The sequence below is a fragment of the Caballeronia udeis genome (assembly GCF_001544555.2).
GTDB classification, from domain to species: Bacteria; Pseudomonadota; Gammaproteobacteria; order Burkholderiales; family Burkholderiaceae; genus Caballeronia; species Caballeronia udeis.
In genome coordinates, this window is sequence record NZ_FCOK02000067.1 from 1 (window position 1) to 20,467 (window position 20,467).

22 protein-coding genes are annotated in these 20,467 nt (G+C 59.9%); 14 read left to right on the top strand and 8 right to left on the bottom strand.

From position 1 onward, the window contains the following. Nucleotides 1-195: 195 nt before the first annotated feature. The 8 genes from AWB69_RS33705 to AWB69_RS48140 all read right to left on the bottom strand — a co-directional run bounded on the left by AWB69_RS33705 (nt 196) and on the right by AWB69_RS48140 (nt 8,423). On the bottom strand, nt 196-582 hold the full coding sequence (locus tag AWB69_RS33705) for a VOC family protein (RefSeq protein ID WP_062091150.1): 387 nt from the start codon (nt 580-582) through the stop codon (nt 196-198). A 1-nt stretch (nt 583) separates the two neighbouring features. Next, nucleotides 584-1,549, bottom strand: a complete 966-nt coding sequence (locus AWB69_RS33710) for a hydroxymethylglutaryl-CoA lyase (protein ID WP_062091151.1) — start codon at nt 1,547-1,549, stop codon at nt 584-586. A gap of 13 nt (nt 1,550-1,562) precedes the next feature. Then, nucleotides 1,563-2,753, bottom strand: a complete 1,191-nt coding sequence (locus AWB69_RS33715) for a CaiB/BaiF CoA transferase family protein (protein ID WP_062091152.1) — start codon at nt 2,751-2,753, stop codon at nt 1,563-1,565. Between the two features lie 153 nt (nt 2,754-2,906). Beyond that, complete coding sequence (locus AWB69_RS33720; protein WP_062091153.1) at nt 2,907-4,352, bottom strand: MFS transporter; 1,446 nt, start codon at nt 4,350-4,352, stop codon at nt 2,907-2,909. Between the two features lie 485 nt (nt 4,353-4,837). After that, nucleotides 4,838-5,737: a LysR family transcriptional regulator gene (locus AWB69_RS33725; protein ID WP_062091154.1), complete on the bottom strand. Its 900-nt coding sequence runs from the start codon at nt 5,735-5,737 to the stop codon at nt 4,838-4,840. Nucleotides 5,738-5,928: 191 nt separating this feature from the next. After that, complete coding sequence (locus tag AWB69_RS33730; protein WP_062091155.1) at nt 5,929-6,963, bottom strand: L-idonate 5-dehydrogenase; 1,035 nt, start codon at nt 6,961-6,963, stop codon at nt 5,929-5,931. A gap of 159 nt (nt 6,964-7,122) precedes the next feature. After that, entirely contained in the window at nt 7,123-8,184 is a 1,062-nt protein-coding gene (locus AWB69_RS33735; protein ID WP_231937319.1) for a porin, read from the bottom strand. Nucleotides 8,185-8,258: 74 nt separating this feature from the next. Next, nucleotides 8,259-8,423: a hypothetical protein gene (locus AWB69_RS48140; RefSeq protein ID WP_156529055.1), complete on the bottom strand. Its 165-nt coding sequence runs from the start codon at nt 8,421-8,423 to the stop codon at nt 8,259-8,261. 199 nt (nt 8,424-8,622) lie between these two features. On the opposite strand from AWB69_RS48140, the gene nac reads away from it, so the two are divergent. The 14 genes from nac (at nt 8,623) to AWB69_RS33805 (ending at nt 20,443) form a co-directional block, all read left to right on the top strand. Beyond that, the gene (gene nac, locus AWB69_RS33740; RefSeq protein ID WP_231937320.1) at nt 8,623-9,570 is read left to right on the top strand and encodes a nitrogen assimilation transcriptional regulator NAC; all 948 of its coding nucleotides are present in this window, start codon (nt 8,623-8,625) and stop codon (nt 9,568-9,570) included. Between the two features lie 161 nt (nt 9,571-9,731). Beyond that, nucleotides 9,732-10,190 carry an acetyl-CoA carboxylase biotin carboxyl carrier protein gene (accB, locus tag AWB69_RS33745; protein WP_062091157.1) on the top strand — a complete coding sequence of 153 codons (459 nt, stop codon included), beginning with the start codon at nt 9,732-9,734 and terminating at the stop codon, nt 10,188-10,190. 2 nt (nt 10,191-10,192) lie between these two features. Continuing rightward, complete coding sequence (gene accC, locus AWB69_RS33750) at nt 10,193-11,542, top strand: acetyl-CoA carboxylase biotin carboxylase subunit (RefSeq protein ID WP_062091158.1); 1,350 nt, start codon at nt 10,193-10,195, stop codon at nt 11,540-11,542. Nucleotides 11,543-11,634: 92 nt separating this feature from the next. After that, nucleotides 11,635-12,306: a 5-oxoprolinase subunit PxpB gene (gene pxpB, locus AWB69_RS33755; protein ID WP_062091196.1), complete on the top strand. Its 672-nt coding sequence runs from the start codon at nt 11,635-11,637 to the stop codon at nt 12,304-12,306. Beyond that, nucleotides 12,303-13,307, top strand: coding sequence for a 5-oxoprolinase subunit C family protein (locus AWB69_RS33760; protein ID WP_062091159.1), 1,005 nt, complete (start codon nt 12,303-12,305; stop codon nt 13,305-13,307). Before pxpB ends, AWB69_RS33760 begins: the two co-directional genes overlap by 4 nt. 4 nt (nt 13,308-13,311) lie before the next feature. Then, a complete protein-coding gene (locus AWB69_RS33765) occupies nt 13,312-13,743 on the top strand; it encodes an acetyl-CoA carboxylase biotin carboxyl carrier protein (RefSeq protein WP_062091160.1) in 432 nt (143 codons plus the stop codon). 13 nt (nt 13,744-13,756) lie between these two features. Further along, nucleotides 13,757-14,524 carry a LamB/YcsF family protein gene (locus tag AWB69_RS33770; RefSeq protein WP_062091161.1) on the top strand — a complete coding sequence of 256 codons (768 nt, stop codon included), beginning with the start codon at nt 13,757-13,759 and terminating at the stop codon, nt 14,522-14,524. Nucleotides 14,525-14,561: 37 nt separating this feature from the next. Further along, a complete protein-coding gene (locus AWB69_RS33775) occupies nt 14,562-15,302 on the top strand; it encodes an SDR family oxidoreductase (RefSeq protein ID WP_062091162.1) in 741 nt (246 codons plus the stop codon). 189 nt (nt 15,303-15,491) lie between these two features. Then, nucleotides 15,492-16,490, top strand: a complete 999-nt coding sequence (locus AWB69_RS33780) for a 2-hydroxyacid dehydrogenase (RefSeq protein ID WP_062091163.1) — start codon at nt 15,492-15,494, stop codon at nt 16,488-16,490. Nucleotides 16,491-16,747: 257 nt separating this feature from the next. Next, nucleotides 16,748-17,449 carry an amino acid ABC transporter permease gene (locus AWB69_RS33785; protein WP_062091164.1) on the top strand — a complete coding sequence of 234 codons (702 nt, stop codon included), beginning with the start codon at nt 16,748-16,750 and terminating at the stop codon, nt 17,447-17,449. Between the two features lie 2 nt (nt 17,450-17,451). Next, nucleotides 17,452-18,201 carry an amino acid ABC transporter permease gene (locus AWB69_RS33790; protein WP_062091165.1) on the top strand — a complete coding sequence of 250 codons (750 nt, stop codon included), beginning with the start codon at nt 17,452-17,454 and terminating at the stop codon, nt 18,199-18,201. A 26-nt stretch (nt 18,202-18,227) separates the two neighbouring features. Beyond that, nucleotides 18,228-18,956 (top strand): amino acid ABC transporter ATP-binding protein, encoded by a 729-nt coding sequence (locus AWB69_RS33795; RefSeq protein WP_062091166.1) that lies wholly within the window; start codon nt 18,228-18,230, stop codon nt 18,954-18,956. 78 nt (nt 18,957-19,034) lie between these two features. Beyond that, nucleotides 19,035-19,883: a transporter substrate-binding domain-containing protein gene (locus tag AWB69_RS33800; RefSeq protein WP_062091167.1), complete on the top strand. Its 849-nt coding sequence runs from the start codon at nt 19,035-19,037 to the stop codon at nt 19,881-19,883. Nucleotides 19,884-19,906: 23 nt separating this feature from the next. Next, nucleotides 19,907-20,443 (top strand): gluconokinase, encoded by a 537-nt coding sequence (locus AWB69_RS33805; protein WP_062091168.1) that lies wholly within the window; start codon nt 19,907-19,909, stop codon nt 20,441-20,443. Nucleotides 20,444-20,467: the final 24 nt, after the last annotated feature.

A 20,467-nucleotide genomic window follows, 5' to 3' on the forward strand; every position in this document is an offset into this window, starting at 1 on the left:
GGGTGCATGTCCCGCCTCGACTGGCAGCTCGCTGCCAGTGCCATCAGTATCGATGAAAGCGGGACGGACTATCTATATTGGGTCGATGAATGTTCGACCCAACCGGTTGCCCATGCGGGACGGGTGACGGGAACCGGGAGCGTGCCGGCGTCGAGGATGACAACGTTCATTGGGGTCCAGTCTCAAGAGTCGTTGTCATCCCATCAGTTCCGATATCTCGATCAGGTTCAGGTCGGGGTCACGAACATAGACGGAGCGGATTTTTTGGGTCGCGCCGGTTCGCTCGACCGGGCCTTCCAGAATTGGCCACTCGCATTGCTTCAGGTGCGCGATCACGTCGTCAAGCGGTACCCCTGCAATGAAGCACAGGTCGAGCGCTCCGGGGACGGGCAAGTGGGCTTTAGGCTCGAACTCGAGGCCGCGTTCGTGCAGATTGATCTTCTGATTGCCGAAGCGCAACGCGTAGCGGCCTTCACCAAAGGTCTGCAACTGCATTTGCATTACATCGGTGTAAAAACGCTTTGTGGCTTCAATATCGATGCAAGTCAGGACGAGGTGATCCAGGTGGTCGATGAACGGCATGTCAGGTACCTTCCTTTGCGAACGCGTGTTGTCCGGGCACAGTCTCGGCGGGCGGCATGGGGTGAAGGTCAAGGCGCCGTCCTGCCTTCAGCAACTGGCTCGGGACATCGTGGCCGATCAGCCCGGGCAGTCGCGCCGATGCTGCCAGCACACGATCGAGGTCGATGTTCGTGTCGTAGCCGTCCAGTTCGAGCATATGCACGAGCTCTTCAGTGCAGACATTGCCGCTTGCGCCTGGCGCATACGGGCAACCGCCAAGACCACCCAGCGATGAATCGAAACGGTCGATGCCGGCGTCGAGGGCGGCGAGCGTATTCGCGAGCGCCATGCCCCGCGTGTTGTGAAAGTGCAGCGTCAGTTCGAGCGCACTGAACGAGCCGCGCGCGCTGCGGCACAAGTCGCCCACCTGCGATGGAAACGCCATGCCGGTCGTGTCGCAGAGGGTGATGCCATGCACGCCGAGGTCGGCGAAGCGGTGCATCCAGCCGAGCACTTCTTCTTTCGCAATGTCTCCTTCCATCGGGCAACCCATCGCGGTCGAAAGCGACACATTGATTGCTACAGGGGTAGCCTTGACGACGTTGATCACGTCACGCAACTGCGCAAATGACTGCTCGCGGCTCATGCGAAGGTTCGTGCGGTTATGGCTTTCGCTGACTGACATCACGAGGTTGACTTCATCGACTCCGCTGGAGAGCGCACGTTCCGCACCACGCACATTGGGCACGAGAACGGTATAGACCATTCCGGGTTTGCGCGCGATGCCGTGCATGACGGCTTCAGCGTCGCGCAACGCGGGGATCGCTTTGGGCGAGGTGAACGACGTCACTTCGATCTTTGCATAACCGCATTCGCTCAACGCGTCGATCAGCGCAATCTTCGCATCGGTATCAACAAACTGTTTTTCGTTCTGGAAGCCATCACGCGTGGCGACTTCCTGGATGTACAAACGCTTTCTCTGAAACATGATGGAGTCCTTTCTAAATGATGCCACGTTCGCGCCAGGCGTCTCGGGTGGGGGTGTCGATGCCGACGCTTGCCAGGATCTCGTCGGTATGCTGCCCCAGCTCGGGTGCGCGGCGTTCGACTGTTCCCGGTGTCTCGCTCAGCTTCGGCACGATACCCGGCAGTTTGACGGGCGTGCCGTCGGGCAGTTCAGAGTCGAGGATCATGTCGCGTGCGTGATAGTGCGGGTCGCCGGCAATATCCGCGATGTCGTAGATCTTGCCCGCGGGTATGCGGGCTTCGTTCAAGGCGGCGAGGACTTCGTCGAGGCTGTGCATCGCGGTCCATTCACCAATAGCGGCATCCAGTCGCTCGACGTTCTTTACCCGCCCATCGTTTTGCGCGAGCGCCGGGTCAGCGGCGAGATCGGGGCGTTCAATCAGTTCCATCAGCCGGCGGAAAATGCTGTCGCCATTGCCTGCAATAAGCGCGTATTTACCGTCGCGGCATTTGTAGGCGTTGGTCGGCGCGATGCCCGGCAGGCTGCTTCCTGCCGCTTGCCGAACGACACCGAACGTCGAGAACTCAGGGAGCAGACTCTCCATCATGTTGAAGACCGACTCATACAAGGCGACGTCGATCATCTGACCATCGCCGCCGTTCTGGTCGCGGTGCCGAAGGGCAAGCAGGATGCCGATCACACCATGCAACGCCGACAACGTGTCGCCAATCGATATCCCGACCCTGACCGGCGTACGGCCGGGTTCGCCGCTAAGGTGCCGCAAACCGCCCATGGCCTCGGCTACCACGCCAAAGCCCGGGCGATCACGGTAGGGCCCCGTCTGGCCATATCCCGACACGCGCAGCATGATCAGGCCGGGATTCAACGCGTGCAATGCGTCCCACCCGAGCCCCCAGGCTTCGAGCGTTCCGGGCCGGAAATTTTCGATAAGAACATCGGATTGCGCGACCAGGCGCCGTATTACGTCCTGTCCTTCCGGCGAACGCAGGTCAAGCGTGACCGATTCCTTGTTACGCGATTGAGCGGCCCACCAGACCGAGGTGCCCTCATGGAGCAGGCGCCATTTGCGCAGGGGGTCCCCCGTGACCGGAGGCTCGATCTTGATCACATGAGCGCCGAATTCGGCAAGCATCTTGCCCGCGAACGGCCCTGCGATCAGCTGGCCCATTTCAAGCACGCGGACTCCATCGAGAGGCTTCTTCATTACGCTGTCTCCATACTGAACGATTTATGCACTCATCTTGCGACAAAGCGTGCGAGATGAAAATCAATGGATTTTCAAGAACCCTTTCCCATGCAGAAAGCCTGTCGCAACGGGTTAGGGGTTACTTATGAGGATAAGGGAGGGGCAGTCAGCTCAGACGGGGTTGATGTCGTCCTGGCTGCGGCGTGTGGTCAAGGGACCGAGCGCCCGCAAGGTAATCGCAACTATGAACAATGCAGTCGCGATAATGCCGAACATTGCCCCCGCACCCTGTTGGTTCAGTACTGGAAGCAATATGAAAGGCAATGCTCCGCTGACGATCCGCGACAACGAGTAGGTACTGCCAATAGCCGTTGAGCGCACGCTCGCCGGGAAGATTTCAGATTGATACACATGGTACGCATTGCTGAACACATTCGAGGCGCACGTCGTCAAAAATCCGAAAAATACGATCAATGCGGAGTTGTTCGAATAAGCAAAACCCAACCCAAAGACAGCAATGGTCAATATGGCTGTGATCACCAGTGTACGGCGTTCGATCCAGTTGAGCAGAGGGATGGAAAGCAAGGATCCGAATGGATAGCCAAGGAACGAAATGGCCATGAATAGTGTTCCGTCGGTTACGTCATAACCTCGGCTTTTGACCACCGTGCTGGCTAGTGTGCCGAAACCATAATAGCCAAATCCCTGGAGCAGATGAAAAATGGTAAGCATTACATAGCGCTTGTTGTAAGGAGGGCGGCAGAGCAACGCTATGCGCTCGCGTAATGTCATCGGCTTCCGGTTGGTCGTTGTTTCGGGGAGAATTGAAGAGATGGTTACGCCGGCACTTTCCGCGAACCTCCGGAGCATCGCGTGGGCTTCCTGCACCCGGCCCTGCGAAAGGAGCCAGCGTGGGCTTTCAGGCAGCTTATGCTGGACCAGCAAGACGAGGACAGCTCCCAGGCTGCCAATGACCAGAATGACACGCCATCCAGCCACCACGCCTATGTGCAGCGGATTCAGCCACACCGCCAGGAATCCGACCAATGGCACCGCAACATACGACGTGGTATATGCCCACGCGGCCAGTCGTCCCCTTCGCTCCTTAGGCAGGATCTCGGATAAGAAGCTGTCGGCAACGGGATAGATTGCGCCGACGCCAATGCCGGTCAGGACGCGGCAGATTACGAGCATCCCGGCATTCACGGAGAACGCGCCGATCAGGGAAAACGCGCTATACCAGATCAGGTTGAACAAGAACGCCTTGCGCCGGCCAATGCGGTCAGCCATGGTGCCCAGGCACAATGAACCAAGGAACATTCCAATAAAGGCTGAGGCGAGCAGCAGCTTAAAGCCAATACTATGTTTGTCGATACCGTATTCGCCTTGCAGTGCCGTGCCGATCGAGCTGACGAGGAAGATTTCATACATGTCGAAGAACAGGCCGATGCCGATAACGCCTACGACAAATCGATGCAGCGAGCCCACCGGCAAATTGTCCATCCAGTCTCCCAATGCAAGCGTCGCGTTTACGCCGGGGGCGGCGTGAGCGCTGGGCAAAGGGATTGCGGAATGGATCGGTGCGCCATCGCTAAGGTCTATATTGTTGCTGCTCATGCCGTCTCCTTAGGTATTTGAACAGCGGTCTCCCCGGTTCGCAAAGACCAGTTAGAGAGCGCATTGGGTGGTAACTCGTCATCTGCGTGGCGGGGAGCACGAGTGGTAAAAAATTATTTCACGTTAATAACTTCGTGATCCTGAATGATATTGAAGTTGATAAATCATCATTGATTCACGGGTTCATTTCGGGTGCGGGGCGCTCGGTCGGGCCAACTATCCCCATTAGCCTGGATACAACGCCCGGTGGCGGTTTTCCCGTGGCGGGTGGTTTGATCTTGATCGTATGAGCGCCGAATTCGGCAAGGATCCTGCCGCGGCCAGTTGGCTCAGCGCGAGGACACGGACGCTATTGAGGGGTGATTTCACTGTGCTGTCTCCAGATTGAACGTTTTATGCGTTCATCCTGGGACAAATCAAGCAAGTTGAGAATCAATTGATTTTCAAGGACCCTTTCCGGTTAGGAAAGCCTCGCGAAAATGCGCTCAAGCGCTTGCTGTCATGAAGTCGAAGAATCGCCTGGCCTCGGGTGAGAGCAGGTCGCGGGATTTGGCGCCTATGAAAAGGGTTCTCCTGGACCAGGCGTCGGTCAGGTACACCGCCCTCAAACCTGCTTCGAGGATTTCGGCTCGTACCGCGCCCTCAGGCAGGATACCAATGCCAAGACCCTGCTCGATCATGCGGCAGATTGCGTCGAAGCTCCTGACCTGGATACGGAGGTTCAGGACTCGATCGTACGCGAACGCGGCGTTGGTTAGCCGGGCGAGCAGCGAGCTCCCATCGCTCAAGCCCACGTATTCGTAGTCGAGCGTTTCGACGAAAGATACCTCGGTGGACGCTGCGAGCGGGTGGCCTACTGGCACCAGCAATACAAGCCGGTCCTGCCGGTAGACTTCCTTGTCGATACCCGGCGAGGGCACGTTGTCCGCAAAAATTCCGATGTCGGCAGTACCTTCACCGACGGCTTTGATAATTTCGCCGCTCAGCTTTTCCTCAATCGAAATCTTGACGGCGCTCGTTTTGGAGAGGAACGCGTGCATGTCTTGCGGAATGAACTGGATAATGGCCGAGGTATTCGCCCAAACGCGTACATGTCCCCGTACACCCACAGCAAAGTCGTTCATGTCGTGGGCCATGCGATTAACGCGATCCAGCACCTGACGTGCGTGACCAACCAGACCGCGGCCGGCCGCGGTCAATTCGATTCCACGCGGCATACGGGTCAGTAACTGGCAGTCGATCCTCTTCTCCAGGTCCGAAATGCGCTTGCTGACAGCGGATAGCGTAAGCGATGTCTGGTCGGCCGCCTTGGTCAGGCTGCCTGTCTCTGCCACGACGAGGAACAGTCTAAGGGAATGCAGATCGTGATCTAAAGAGACTGGCATGGCTTTTCACACGCTCCCGGGGTCAATTGGCATTCACCGCCTCAGTGGTTGAGCACTTGAGACGGCGCTGGACAGCTTGTCTAGCATGCCGAAGGCCTATTGTAGTTCGTCGCTTTGGCCCGGGGCGGACATTGCTCCCACCCGGGAGCTTCGCCAGGTTCCGCAGCAGTGGAGCGTGGGCGAGCCTCGGGTTACGCGAAATCCACTATGACCTTCATCGCTTTGGAGCGGTCGTTGGCGGTTTCAAAAGCCTTGAGTGAATCGCGATAAGAGAAGACATCGGATATCAGCGGCTTGGCATCGATCAACCGTTTGTTGAGCAGTTCAACGGCAACGGCAAACTCCTCATGAAACCGGAAGGCGCCGCGCAGGTCGAATTCCTTGGCCACGATCACATTCATCGGCAGGGGCACGTCGCCCCCGAGACCCACCTGGACGATGATGCCACGCGGCCGGATTGCGTCGAATGCACCACGCAATGCTGACGCGTTGCCGCTGGCTTCGAACAGCACGTCGAAAGTACCCTTGCCTGCGGCGAAGGGCAGGAGTGCATCAGGCGTCTGCAAGATGTTGAACGTCTGGTCGGCGCCGACCGCAAGCGCGCTTTCAAGAGGCAATTCATTGACGTCGGTAGCCACAATATGCGCGGCGCCGGCGCGTCGCGCTGCCGCAACAATCAACGCGCCGATCGGGCCGCATCCTGTGACCAGTACACGCTTGCCAAGCAATGGCCCCGCGCGGCGTACCGCGTGAAGCGCAACCGAGAGTGGCTCGGCCATGGCGGCTTCGGCATCGCTCAGCGCATCCGACACAACGTGGGCCTGCGACCGATTAATCACAATCTCCTGGCGAAACGCACCCTGGACGTGCGGCGTACGCATTGCGCTGCCGTAGTAGCGCATGTCGAGGCAGTGATTCTGCAGACCTTGCTGACAATACTCGCAGTGGCCGCAAGGCTGGCTGGGACTGATCGCCACTCGCGTGCCGACGGGCATGTCGGTGACCTCCGCGCCTGTGCGAGAGACCACGCCTGATACCTCGTGCCCGAGCACCATCGGTTCCTTGATGCGAACGGTCCCGAAGCCACCGTGATTGAAGTAATGGAGATCAGAACCGCAGATGCCGCCGGCGCGGATGCGAATCAGCAGTTGATGCGCTTCCGGTTCGGGAGTGGGAACATCTTCAATCCGCAAATCCAGCGGCGCGTGAATCACGAGTGCATGCATGGCGAAAACCCCTTGTTGAGCGGTGCGTAGAGTGTCCCCCACTCTACGACCGGGGCTTCAGCTTGAACAAGATCGATTCGATCTGGACCGATAGGCTCGCCTTATGATTCGATGCGCACGGCTTGAACCGCGCGCATTTACAGCAAGCCGATCAATCGGTCAGAACCTGTGCCGCAGGCCGATCGTCGCTTCAAACAGCGAGTTATGGCCGAAGAAGGGTTGGTTCGAACCTGCGCTGCCTGCTAGCGTGGTCCACGCGCCGGTCAGGTGGTTGTAGTCCGCACCGACATAAACATCGGTTCGCTTGCTGAGGAGGTAGTCAAGCGTCGGGCCGGTCGTGATCCGCGTTCCGCTTGTATTCGCGTGATGCAGGAAGTCGATATAAAACGGCAGCATCACCTGCAGCGCGGGCGTGATGAAGTAGCTTGCTGCAACAGAGAACGAATCATTCCTGTAGTCAGCCGGATACACGTGGCTATAGATGTAGGAGCCGTAGATCTTGGCACTGCCGAGCGTGTAGGTCGCACCCGCGGTAAATACCTTCTGCGAACTGTCAGGGATCGTGATGCCGAAATAGGTGCTGCCATAAGCCGTGGTCGACGGCGTCAGGCCGCCGATATCGTTGATGACCTGATAAGCGGCGCCCACGCTAAGCGGTCCGCGGTCATAAGAAAGGCTGACCGCAGGAGACGAGTTTTGATGGACGTTGCCTGCGGTCTGGCCAAACGTGTAGGCGCTGCGCAGCGTAAACCCGGCCCAGGTCGGCGAGGTATAGCGCGCCGTATTGTCGAGGCGCCCACCGCCGGTTTCCCCCGCACCCTGGAAGCCTGTGGTCCCGGTGTAGTTCGAGAACGCGTAGATGTCGTGCGTGTAACCCATCTCATGCACGAGCGTGTACTGGCGGCCAAGCGTGACCGTGCCGAAGGGCGACACCAGCCCAACCATTGCCGTGCGGCCGAAAAGCCGGACGGCGCCCGACGGGGTCGACTGCTGCGTCACCCCAGTGTTGGGCGTGAAACCGTTTTCAAGCTGGAAGATCGCCTTCAGGCCACCGCCCAGGTCTTCCGTGCCTTGCAGGCCCCAGCGGCTGCCGGAGAGTTCACCGCCGCTTCCCATGGTGAAAAGCTTTCCGCCGGACGTGGTCTGGTGGTTATCGAAGCGAATGGCTTCGTCGATAATCCCGTAAAGGGTGACCGACGACTGCGCATGGGCGATGTTCATGGCACATGCCGTACTTAGTATACCGAAGCAAAGCTTTTTCATTTGTTTCCCCTGTTGTCAAAAGTCCAAACCCTCTATTTCCTGGCAAGCTTTTTTGTATTACCGGCGCACTCGATCAGCTTTCTTGACGCGATATTTCCCGGCACGAACACGTCGAACCACACTTCCGGAAGAGGCCGCTGCATGACATACGTTGATCTGAAGCCCGGCGCGGCGAAGCAATGGAGATGCTTCGGCATGGCCGTCTCGCACGGTCGGTAACCACTGGCTTTTGTTGGTGCTCCACGTTAAGCGGGTGAAAAAGTTAGCGCCAAGACGTCTTTGCGCTGGCGCAATAACATCCACTTATGGATAACGAACTTGAGGGTCGAACCCGCGCGACTGGGGTTTTTGACGGGTGTCGGCTGGGCGGACCTTGCCCTATCATCTGAAAATCGAATGACTTTTCAGGCGACGAACGTGAATTTGCGGCGACTCAGATACTTTGTGAAGATTGTGGATATAGGCAGCCTCACGCAGGCAGCCGAAGTTCTGCACATTGCCCAGCCGGCGCTCAGTCAGCAACTGATCACGCTCGAAAGCGAGTTCCAGCAGCAACTCCTGGTCCGGACCAAGCGTGGTGTGACGGCGACCGAGGCGGGCGCAACGCTCTACAGGCATGCACAACTGATCCTGCGGCAATACGAGCAAGCCCAGGCCGATGTGAAGAGCGCGGGGCAGACCCTGTCCGGGTCCGTGTCGGTCGGGCTCGCGCCGGGGACCGGCGCTTCCGCGTTGTCGCTGCCGCTGCTGACGTCCGTGCGGGCGCGTCATCCGGACATTCTTCTGTACATCAACGAGAACTTCGGTACGACGCTCAGCGAACTCATCATGAACGGGCGCATGGACATGGCCGTGCTGTACGGCGACAAGCCGGTCCATGGCCTCTCATTTCAGCTGTTGCTGAATGAGGAGCTCTTTCTCGTGGCGCCACGCAGCATGGGTATCAGCCCCGGCCAGATTGCCGTCACCGACTTGCGCGATGTCCCGTTGCTGCTGCCCAGACCTTACAATTACCTTCGAAAATACGTCGACGAAGGGTTTGCTCGCGTCCAGATGGTGCCCAAGGTGGTCGCGGAGATCGAGTCGGCCACCACGTTGGCTGCAGCCGTGAGCGCCGGCATTGGCGCCACGATCCTGCCGGATTCGACTGCGCGCGTGGTGGCGGGGGCCGGCGATGTCGTTCAATGCCGGATCGTTTCGCCCGTCATCAAGATCCCGCTTTCGGTGTGTTTGTCTGACCATCTTCCGCTCTCCGAACCGGCTGCGGCGGTCAAGGACATCCTGCTCGAACTGGCTGCGGACCTTGCGCTGGGCGTCGCTCCAGCCGTCAGCGCCGAACCATAAGCGCGCCTTATTGCTACAAAGCCAAACCGTCTTGGCGCGAATGTTATGCGCCGGATACATTGAGTTCATCGTTATTCGCCAGTGAGCGTGGCTCGCGGGCGTCGCGGTTTGCCGCACGGCTGTCAAGCGTCGGCGCATGAATAACCGGGCTGGACTCAATGATGGATCTACAAAGAATCAAGGCCTTGATCGACCTGCTCGCGCAGTCGCCGCTGGCGGAAATCGAGTTGATAGAAGGTGACGACAAGGTTCGGCTCGTCAAGACACCGGGCAGCCGCGCAGGTTCTGCCGGCGTTGCAATGGCATCGACACTGCCCGCCGAGCCGCAAGCCGAGTCTCTCGCGATGGCTCCCGTTGCCTCGTCCGCTTCCACTGAAAGCGCCACTCACGTGATCGAGGCGCCGATGTTCGGAGTCGTGCATCTCACGCCGGCGCCGGGAGAGGCACCGTTCGTGCGCGTTGGTGACACCGTGGCGCAGGGCCAGGTGCTCTGCACGATCGAAGCGATGAAGATGTTCAATTCGATCGAGTCCGAGATCGCCGGCACGGTCCTGGCCATTCTTGTCAATGCAGGCGATGAAGTCGAGTCAGCCCAGCCGCTGTTTCGGATCGGACGCTGATCATGTTCAACAGGGTCTTGATTGCAAATCGCGGAGAGATCGCGCTGCGAATCCAGCGCGCTTGCCGCGAGCTGGGACTGGAAACCGTCGCGGTTTACTCCGAAGCCGATGCGGATGCCCGCCATGTACGTCTCGCTGACCAGGCGATCTGTATTGGTCCCGCAGCACCGGGGCAAAGCTATTTGAATGCCGCAGCGATCGTGTTCGCCGCACATGTCAGCGGCGCCGAGGCCGTGCATCCGGGTTATGGATTTCTATCGGAGAACGCGGACTTCGCCGAACAGGTCGAGGCAGCGGGCATGGCTTTCATCGGTCCGGAACCTCGCTCCATACGCACCATGGGCGACAAGGTGGCCGCCAAGCGTGCGATGCGCGCCGCGGGTGTGCCGTGTGTTCCCGGACCCGACGGCGGCTTGCCTGAGGACCCTGAGAGCATCCTGAGGGCAGCTGCGGAGATCGGGTATCCGGTGATCGTGAAAGCGGCCGGAGGCGGAGGAGGGCGCGGTATGCGCGTCGTGCCTGACGCTGGGCAACTGCTCGACGCCGTGGCCGTGACGCGCGAGGAAGCCCGGCGCGCATTCGGGAAACCCGAGCTCTATGTCGAGAAGTTCCTCGAGCATCCGCGCCACGTCGAAATCCAGGTCCTGTGCGATACCCACGGCAACGCGCTCTGGCTGGGCTCGCGTGACTGCTCCATGCAGCGGCGGCACCAGAAGGTGCTCGAAGAGGCGCCGGCGCCCGGCATCGACTTACTCCTGATCCGCCAGGTCGGCGAGCGCTGCGTGGAAGCATGCAGGCAGAACGGATACCGGGGCGTGGGGACGTTCGAGTTCCTCTACGAGAACGGCGAATTTTATTTCATCGAAATGAATACGCGGTTGCAGGTCGAACATCCGGTGACCGAGATGACCTCGGGTATTGATGTGGTTCGCGAGCAGATTCGCGTCGCGCAAGGTCACGCGCTCTCCATCACTCAGGCGGATGTCCTGACGCAAGGTCACGCGCTCGAGTGCCGTATCAATGCGGAAGACCCGTCGACCTTCATGCCTTGCCCCGGCCGCCTCTCGCAATGGGAACTGCCGGGCGGAAACGGCGTGCGCGTCGACTCCCACATGAGCGCGGGGCTCACGGTGCCACCCTATTACGACTCCCTGATTGCCAAGGTCATAACTCACGGGGCAACTCGCGGAGAAGCGCTCGCGCGCATGCGGATTGCGTTGTCGGAAATGCGCATTGAAGGTATTCGAACGAATGTGCCGCTGCATCGCGCGGTACTCGACGATCAAGACTTCTGCGCGGGCGGTGTTGACATTCATTATCTGGAACGCTGGTTGTCAAGGAGAACGAATTGAGTCCGATCCTTGAGCTCGGGCCCGACGCAACGACCACGGGCACGATGACTTCCGACGGTCCTCCACGACATGTGCAAGGACAAGTGCGCTCGATGACCCCGATCGACCCCGATCAAAGACCGCGAATCAGCCTGCTTGGGACGAGCGCGATGTTGTTTGAAGCACCCGGTGAACTCGACCTGCAGACGCAGCGCCGCATCTGGGCGCTCGGGCGCCGCGCCGCGACCTGGGAGGGTATCCGGGAAGCTGTTCCCGGCATGTCGAACCTCATGCTCACGTTCGACCGGCCGCCGCGCCAGCCAGCCTCGCTGGCCGCCGCGCTGAACGACGCCTGGGCAGAAGCCGAGGAGATGTCGCTCGAAGGCAAGACCGTTGTGCTGCCGGTTCAATACGGCGGCGATTTCGGGCCGCATTTGAGCGACGTGGTCGCACACACCGGCCTGGCGGTGGATGAGATTGTCGCGTTGCATAGCGAGCCGCTCTACACCGTCTATGCCTTGGGCAGTCACCCGGGATATTGCTATCTTGGTGGCATGGATCCGCGCATTGCCGCGCCGCGCCGCAAGGTGCCGGTGCTTGGGTTACCGGGCGGAGCGGTATCAATAGGCGGAGTACAGACCGGCGTTTCTGCATCAACGGGCCCAAGCGGCTGGAATACGATCGGTCATACGGACATGTCGTTCTTCGACCCGTCCCGCACGAATCCGGCCATGCTGGCGCCAGGCGACATGATCCGCTTCAGTGTCGAAAGGATTGTCCGATGATCGAGGTACTTTCCAACGCCGCTCTGGCGACGATTCAGGATCAGGGTCGCCAGGGCTATCTGCGATACGGCGTGGGCACGTCGGGTGCGATGGACCGCGTGGCGCTTGCCGTAGGTAACCTGATGCTGGGCAACCCCGACGATGCCGCCGGCATCGAAATCCCGCTGTTCCCGTTTCGCGTCCGCTTTACGGAAGACACCGCGTTCGCGTTGACCGGAGCCGACTGCTCGGCGCGTCTTGGCGAGCGTCCGGTATTGCCGTGGTGGACCTTGCAGGCGAAGAAGGACGACGTGCTGACTATCGGCGTGCCGGCGAGCGGCGCGCGATGTTACCTCCTGCTCAAGGGAGGCGTCGACGTACCGGTCGTGCTCGGATCGCGCAGTACGCAACTGCGTGGCGAGTTCGGCGGCTTCCTCGGACGGCAGCTCAAAAAGGGCGATGTCGTTCAGGCAGCGGCAGTTGAACCGGCGCACAGCGAGAAGGCCGGGACCTCAGCCGGGTTCGGTGTGATGCCCCCTTCGTGGACGCTTGGCAGGCTTGAAACGAGTTCGATGAGCGATCCCGCCGACACCGTGGTGCGCGTGTTGCCGGCCGCCGAATACGAGGCCTACGAGCAGGACTCCATTGAAGCGTTCTGGCGGGAAAGCTGGAAGGTCACGCCGCAAAGCGATCGCTATGGATATCGGCTTGGCGGGCCGGTGCTGAATTCAAAACGTCCGGTGGAAATGCGCTCGCACGGCATTGTGCCGGGTGTGATCCAGGTGCCGCCCAGTGGCCAGCCGATTATCCAGTTGCGCGACGCCCAGCCGTCGGGCGGTTATCCGAAGATCGGCACGGTCATCGAGGCGGACCTTTGGCGGCTGGCGCAGGCGCGCATTGGCACGAATCTGCGCTTCGTGCAGACCAGCTACGCAGAGGCCGTCGACGCGCTGGATGAACTCGACCGCTATATGACGAAGTTGCGCAGCCTCGTCGGGCTGCATCGCGGTGACAGGCCGTAGCGCGATGACACAGGGAAAAGAATTGCAGATCAGCGAGCTTCGACAGATCACCGCATGGCTCGAAACGGCGGGCATCGGGTTTATCGAAATTGGCGGGAAAGGGACTCTGGTTCGGCTGACGCTCGAGGGTGAGCGCGATGGCGAGGGCAGTGCTGCGGCGAATCCGCAACCCGCGCCAAGCGTGAGGCAGACGCAGGTCATCGCGTTGTCCCCGGGTGTCTTGCTGACATGCCATCCGATGCGGTCAACGCCTTTCGTCGAACCGGGTTGGCAAGTCAGGCAAGGCGATGTGCTTGGCTTGCTGCGCATTGCAGAGCTTTGCCTGCCGGTGGTCGCGCCGTGCGACGGGGTCGTCGTGGCGTGGCTGGTCGAGCCGGGCGCGACCGTGGGATACGGGAGCGCACTGATGAACCTGGCGCCAGCCGGCAATATTTAAAGGGAGCGACAGCGTGGAAATCGATCTGAACGCGGACCTGGGCGAAGGCTTCGGTCCTTACAGGATGGGCGAAGACGAAGCGATGATGGAGATCGTCTCGTCGGCGAACGTGGCATGCGGCTATCACGCAGGCGATCCGGTGATCATGGACCGGACCGTGCGTTTGACGCTCGGCCGGGATATCGACCTTGGCGCGCATGTCGGCTTTCCGGATCTGATGGGCTTCGGGCGCAGGCCGATTCAAGCTGATCCGCTTGAGCTCGCCAAGTACGTGCTGTACCAGATGGGCGCGCTCGCGGGCATTGCAAAAGCGGCGGGAACGCACCTCACGCACATGAGTTTTCATGGCGCGCTCGGCAACATGGCGGCGGCATCGTACGAACTGGCCGAGCCGCTCGTGCGCGCCGTGGCCGAGTTCGATAACCGCATCATTGTCAGCGTATCGACGAACACGCAGATCGAACGTGCCGCCGATAAAATCGGCTTACGGGTCGCCAATACTTTTCTCGCCGATCGTGCGTACGACAACGAAGGCAACCTCGTCTCGCGCAAGCTCGACGGAGCCGTGATCAAGGATCGTGCAGAGGTGCTTGCCCGCGTCACGCAACTGCTCCAGGACGGAACCGTCACGACCATCACAGGCCAGCGCCTGAAGATCGCCGTGCAGTCGATCCTGCTCCACGGGGACACGCCCGGCGCAGTCGAACTCGCGCGCACAGTGCGGGGCGCGATCGAATCGGCCGGCGGTCGGATCGTGCCGGTATCGAGGCTCATCAAGTAAGCGCCAATTTTTAGTGAATCAGGAACAGGGGTAATTCATGCCGTTTTCAGACTACAAGACCGCGTTGGTAACTGGCGCTTCAACCGGAATGGGCGCTGCGATTGTCGAGCGTTTCTGCCGCGAAGGGCTCGAAGTGCATGCGCTCGCACGCAATGCGGAGCGACTGAACGAACTGGCGGAGCGCACCGGATGTATCCCGCACGCCATCGACGTTTGCGATCTCGACGCGGTGACCAGGCTGACCGGGCAGGTGCAATTCGATATTGTCGTGAACAACGCGGGCGTATCGCGCAAGGGCTCGATCCTCGATGCCAGCGTTGAAGACATCGACGTGCAGGTTGAAGTCAATCTTCAGGCGGTGCTGCACATTGTCAGGTTGACCATGCCCGGCATGGTGGCGCGCGACCGTGGCCATATTGTCAATATCAGCTCGATCGCAGCCATTTACAACTTCGGCGGCAACTCGATCTATCACGCGACCAAGGCGGGCATTCACGCGCTGTCGCGCCAGTTGCGCGTTGATGCGACCGGCAAGCGCGTGCGCGTGACCGAGATCTGCCCCGGCCGCGTGGCCACCGATATTTTCGGGCACGTGCACGGCGATATCGAGGCGGCGCGCAAGCAATTCATTGACGGCTTCGAACTGCCTTTGCCCTCGGATATTGCCGACGCCATTGCATTCGCAATCGCGGCCCCGCTCGCGGTCAACATCAGCAACATGGAAATTCTGCCGACCCTGCAAGTGCCGGGCGGGTTGACGACGATCAAGCGCGATTGAGCCGCCTGAAGCCGGTTTAAGCCACTTTAAGCCGCTCCCATGCACGCGGCGCCGTTGCAAAAACGTGGGCCGTGCCGGCCGTCTCGGACCGCGACGAATGCCCGGCGCTTTTGCATGTGCCGGCGCATTCGCGCTTCTCACTCGCGCTAATAATTCGCACCTCTCATTGAATCATCCGGAGATCATCCTATGCGCTTTTCCGTTCTCGTCACGCGGGCATCGTTTCCCGATATCGTGGAAAAACTGAGCGAGCATTTCGACGTGACCGATAACCCGTCCGACACTTTGTGGACCCAGCAGGAATTGATCGCTCGTCTGCAAGGCAAGCGGGGAGCAGTGACGGCGGGAAGCGACCGGATCGATGCAACCTTGCTCGACGCGTGTCCGGAACTCAAGGCCGTGTGCAACATTGGCGTGGGTTACAACAACGTCGATGTCGACGCGTGCACTGCGCGCGGCGTGCTCGTCACCAACACGCCCGACGTGCTGACACAGACCACGGCGGATTTCGGCTTCGCCCTCATGATGGCCGCCGCCCGTCGAATGACCGAGTCCGAGCATTTCCTCAGGGCGGGCGAATGGGTCACGACCGGTCGCTTCGACATGTTCGTGGGCGGTGACGTGTACGGCGCCAAACTCGGCATCCTGGGGATGGGCCGTATCGGACAGGAGATTGCAAAACGTGCGTCGCGCGGTTTCGACATGGACGTGATCTACCACAACCGCACGCCGCTGGCGCCCGGGATAGAGGCCGAGTGCGGCGCGCGTTATGTCGAGAAGGAAGTGCTGCTTCGCGAGTCTGACCATCTGATCCTGGTCGTGCCGTATTCCGCCAGTTCGCATCACGCGATCGGCCGCGCGGAGCTCAAGCAAATGAAGTCATCAGCCACGCTGACGAACATCGCGCGAGGCGGCGTAGTTGATGATCTCGCGCTCGCCGAGGCATTGACCGAAGGCGCCATTGCCGCCGCGGGCCTCGACGTGTTCGAGGGCGAACCTCAGGTCAATCCCGCGTTGTTGGCTTGCAAGAACGTGGTACTCACGCCGCACATTGGCAGCGCATCCATCAGGACGCGGCGTGCCATGGCGTCACTCTGCGTCAATAACCTGATCGCCGCGATCAACGGCGGTCAGGTGCTCACCGCGGTGAATCCGCAAGTTTTGCCGCAGGCGTGCGCGCCGGCTTGAGCGGTCGGAAGAACGGGTTTCGGGGAAGGCTGAAAAACCGGCGCACGTCCTTTCCTGGACTGGCTTTCGCGCATTGTCGCGGAGACCATTCCCCAAACTTATAGCCCCAGAAGAAAGGCGTCTGCATGGTCAATTTTTTGCGAGCTAGTATGAATTCATGGCGAACGTCGACAGGATCTTCGGGCAGTCAAACGAGGATCTCGTCGAACCACCCGGGCACCTGGATCGGGGTGCTCTAAACCCTTTGGACGCGTGACATGAGACTTCATTTCGACCTGGCAACGGTGCTGCAAGGCGACTACGGCGCCTTGTTCCTGCATGGCGTGGAGCTCACGCTCGCGATGGCCGGACTGGCGTGGTGCCTGTCGCTCGTGGTGGGCATTCTCCTGACGCTGATCCGGCTGACCAACCGGCGGCCGGCCACCCTGTTCGTGGCGACCTTCGTGGCGTATCACCGGAACGTCCCCACGCTCGTGCAGATCCTGTTCTGGTACTTCGGCATCTCGACCCTGCTGCCCATGCCCGTGCAAGACTGGCTGAACCAGTACAACGGCCAGTTCATCTTCGCGGTTGTCGCGATCGGCCTTTGCAGCGGCGCCTACTTGTCCGAGGACATTCGAAGCGGGTTGCGGGCCATCTCCTACGGACAGTACGAAGCATCGCGCGCGCTGGGGCTGAACTTCGTCAGCGGCATGCGTTACGTGATTCTTCCCCAGGCGTTGCGCAACTCGATTCCGCCGATGGTGAACCACGCGGTCGTGCTGTTCAAGAACACCAGCCTCGCGATGGCGATCGGCGCAGCGGAACTGACCTACGTCACGCGCAAGGTCGAGAACGAGACGTTCCTGTCGTTCGAATCCTATCTGGTTGCGACCGTGCTCTATCTCGCCCTGTCGCTGGTCATCATGCTGGCAGGCGCCAGGATCGCAGCACACTACCGAATTCCGGGAGTCAGGTGATCATGTTCGATGTCTTGCGCGACAACTGGACGTTACTGCTGATCGGGCAGTATCCGCATGGTCCCATTGGCGGAATCGTCGTGACAATCCTGCTGTCTTTATCGGCGCTTGTCATTGCCATTCCGTTGGGCATCCTCGTGGCACTGGCTCGCATCAGTCACTTCAAGGTATTGCGTGCACCGGCAACGGCACTGGTCTATACGGTCCGCGGCGTGCCGCTGCTCATGGTTATTTTCTGGGTCTATTTCCTTGTTCCGGTACTGACGGGATATCCCGTGACCGGATTCGTGACCATGCTGTGCGCCCTCGTGATCTACGACTCGGCGTATCTCGGCGAGATCATTCGCGCAGGCATCGAGGCTTTGCCGAAGGGGCAGACCGAGGCGTCGAGAGCGCTGGGCATGAGCTACCTGAAGACCATGCGCGCGGTGATCCTGCCGCAGGCGCTCTATAACGTGGTCCCGAGCATGGTTACGCAGTTTGTCTCGACCATCAAGGAGACATCGCTGGGTTACATCATCAATGTCCAGGAAATTTCCTTCGCAGCCGACCAGATCAACAACCGGTTGATGACCAAGCCATTCCCGGTCTATCTGATTCTCGCGTTGAGTTACTTCATTCTTTGCTACGCGCTCACCCAACTGGCCCATTACCTTGAAAGACGCGTGACCAGCAAGCGGGCTGGAAAGCGTAACAAAACGCGTCCCGGTGCTGAGCAACCGCTCCTTGAAACCGCAGTGAGCGAGCACTGAGCGCTTAATCGTTCAAAGGATCCGACATGATCAAATTTTCCGGCGTGAACAAGTGGTATGGCGAATATCACGCGCTCGTCGATGTCAACGCCGAGGTCCGCAAGGGCGAGGTCGTGGTGGTATGCGGACCCTCCGGTTCGGGCAAATCCACCCTGATTCGCACGGTCAACCGTCTTGAAGAAATCGACCAGGGCAATATCTCGTTCGACAACCAGAATATCCACGAAAAGAAGATCGGCCTGAATGCGTTTCGAAGCAAGATCGGGTTCGTGTTTCAGCAGTTCAACCTGTTCCCGCATCTTTCGGTGCTCGACAACATCACGCTCTCTCCCATGCGCGTACGCGGCATGAAGCGAGCCGCAGCCGAACGCAAGGCGGCAGACCTGTTGTCGCGCGTGGGACTGGCCAACAAGGCCCTGGCGTTCCCGGGGCAATTGTCCGGCGGCCAGCAGCAGCGCGTGGCAATTGCGCGTGCGCTTGCAATGGACCCGCCGGCCATGCTCTTCGACGAACCCACCAGCGCGCTGGATCCCGAGATGGTGGGTGAAGTGCTCAGCGTCATGAAGAGCCTCGCGCAGGACGGCATGACGATGATGTGCGTGACCCATGAAATGGGCTTCGCCCGCGAAGTGGCGGACCGCGTGTGGTTCATGGACGCAGGAAAGATCATAGAGACCGCTGAGCCGGAAGCGTTCTTCCTGCATCCGCAGCATGAGCGGGCCCAGAGATTCTTGTCGGACTTGCGCACGCACTGACACCCGTTGGCTGATGCGCTCCCAGTACGGTTTCAAAGCCAGGTTCTTCTCAACTCAATCCAGGTCAGGAGTTTTTCGATGCGTTCAAAAGCAGGATTAGCGGGCATGCTGGCGTTTACGGGGTGGGTCGCGTGCGTCGCGCCTGCCCAGGCGGACCAATTGTCCGATATCAAGGCGCACGGTACCTTGAGTTGCGGTGTGTATTCCAATGTGGAACCGTTCTCGTATCCGAACGCGCAGACGCGTCAGCTCGAAGGCATGGATGTGGATATCTGCACCGCCATCGCAAAGCAGCTTGGCGTCAAGGTAAGTCTGGAACCGCTGGCCGTTGAAGCGCGCATTCCGCAACTGAAACTCGGCCGCGTGGACATGGTGGTGGCGAACCTCGCCTACACCAAGACCCGCGCTACGCAGGTGTCATTCAGCGACGCATACTATTCGACCAAGGAAGTGCTGGTCGTCAAGAAGGCCGATGCCGGGAAAAAGCTCGCCGATTTCTCCGGACAAAAGATCAGCGCAGCCGATGGCTCGACGTCAGCGCAATCGATCCCGCTCTCCATCAAGGATGGCCAGGCGGTGACCTTCCACGACACGAGTTCCGCGTTCCTGGCGCTGCAGCAAGGCAAGGTGAAGGGCTTCGTCACCAACCAGATGACCGCGATCAAGATCGCAAAGCAGGTCGAAGGGTCTGATGGCGCTGTCGCTATTGCTGCCGAGCCCATGTTGATCGAACCGATTGCGGTTGGCTTGCGCCAGAACGAACCCGCCATGCTTGGCGCGGTGAACAAAGCGCTGATGTCGCTTGAAACGAGCGGCGAAATGAACGCGATCTTCAACAAGTGGCTCGGGCCGAAAACGCCCTACGGTCTTTCGCGTACCGACAAGGTGACGCCCATCGACCAGCTCAAGTTCACGCCAGTGTCCTGAGCGTGCCGTGTGAAGTGCATGACATGAAGCATAAAATTGTTGTGATGGGCGTATCGGGTTCGGGGAAATCGACCCTCGGACGAGCCCTCGCGCGTGTGCTCGATGTGCGTTTCATCGAAGGAGACGAACATCATTTGGCGAGCAGCCGCGAGAAAATGCGCAACGGCATTGGACTTGGCGATGCCGACCGTGAGCCCTGGCTTGAACTGCTTGGCGCTAAAATGGCGGACGAGAAGGACTCGGTCGTCCTTTCCTGTTCCGCATTGAAACGGAGTTACCGCGAGAGCTTGCGGCGGCGTGTCGAGAACCTCAAGTTTGTCTTTCTCGACGTGGCTCCAGGCATTGCGATGCAACGCGTGATTGCCCGGACGGCGCATGAATTCCCGCCCGCGTTGGTTGCCGACCAGTTCAAGGCGCTTGAGTCGCCGGAGGGTGAATCGAACGTCCTGACGGTCCTCGCGTCCGATGTGACGGAGTTGCAACTGGGCCAGATATCGGCATGGCTCGACGCTCCCGGCCACGGCAAAAATGTCGGGGATTGCGCTCGCGAACACACGTGAAGATAGACGAATCACCAGGAGATA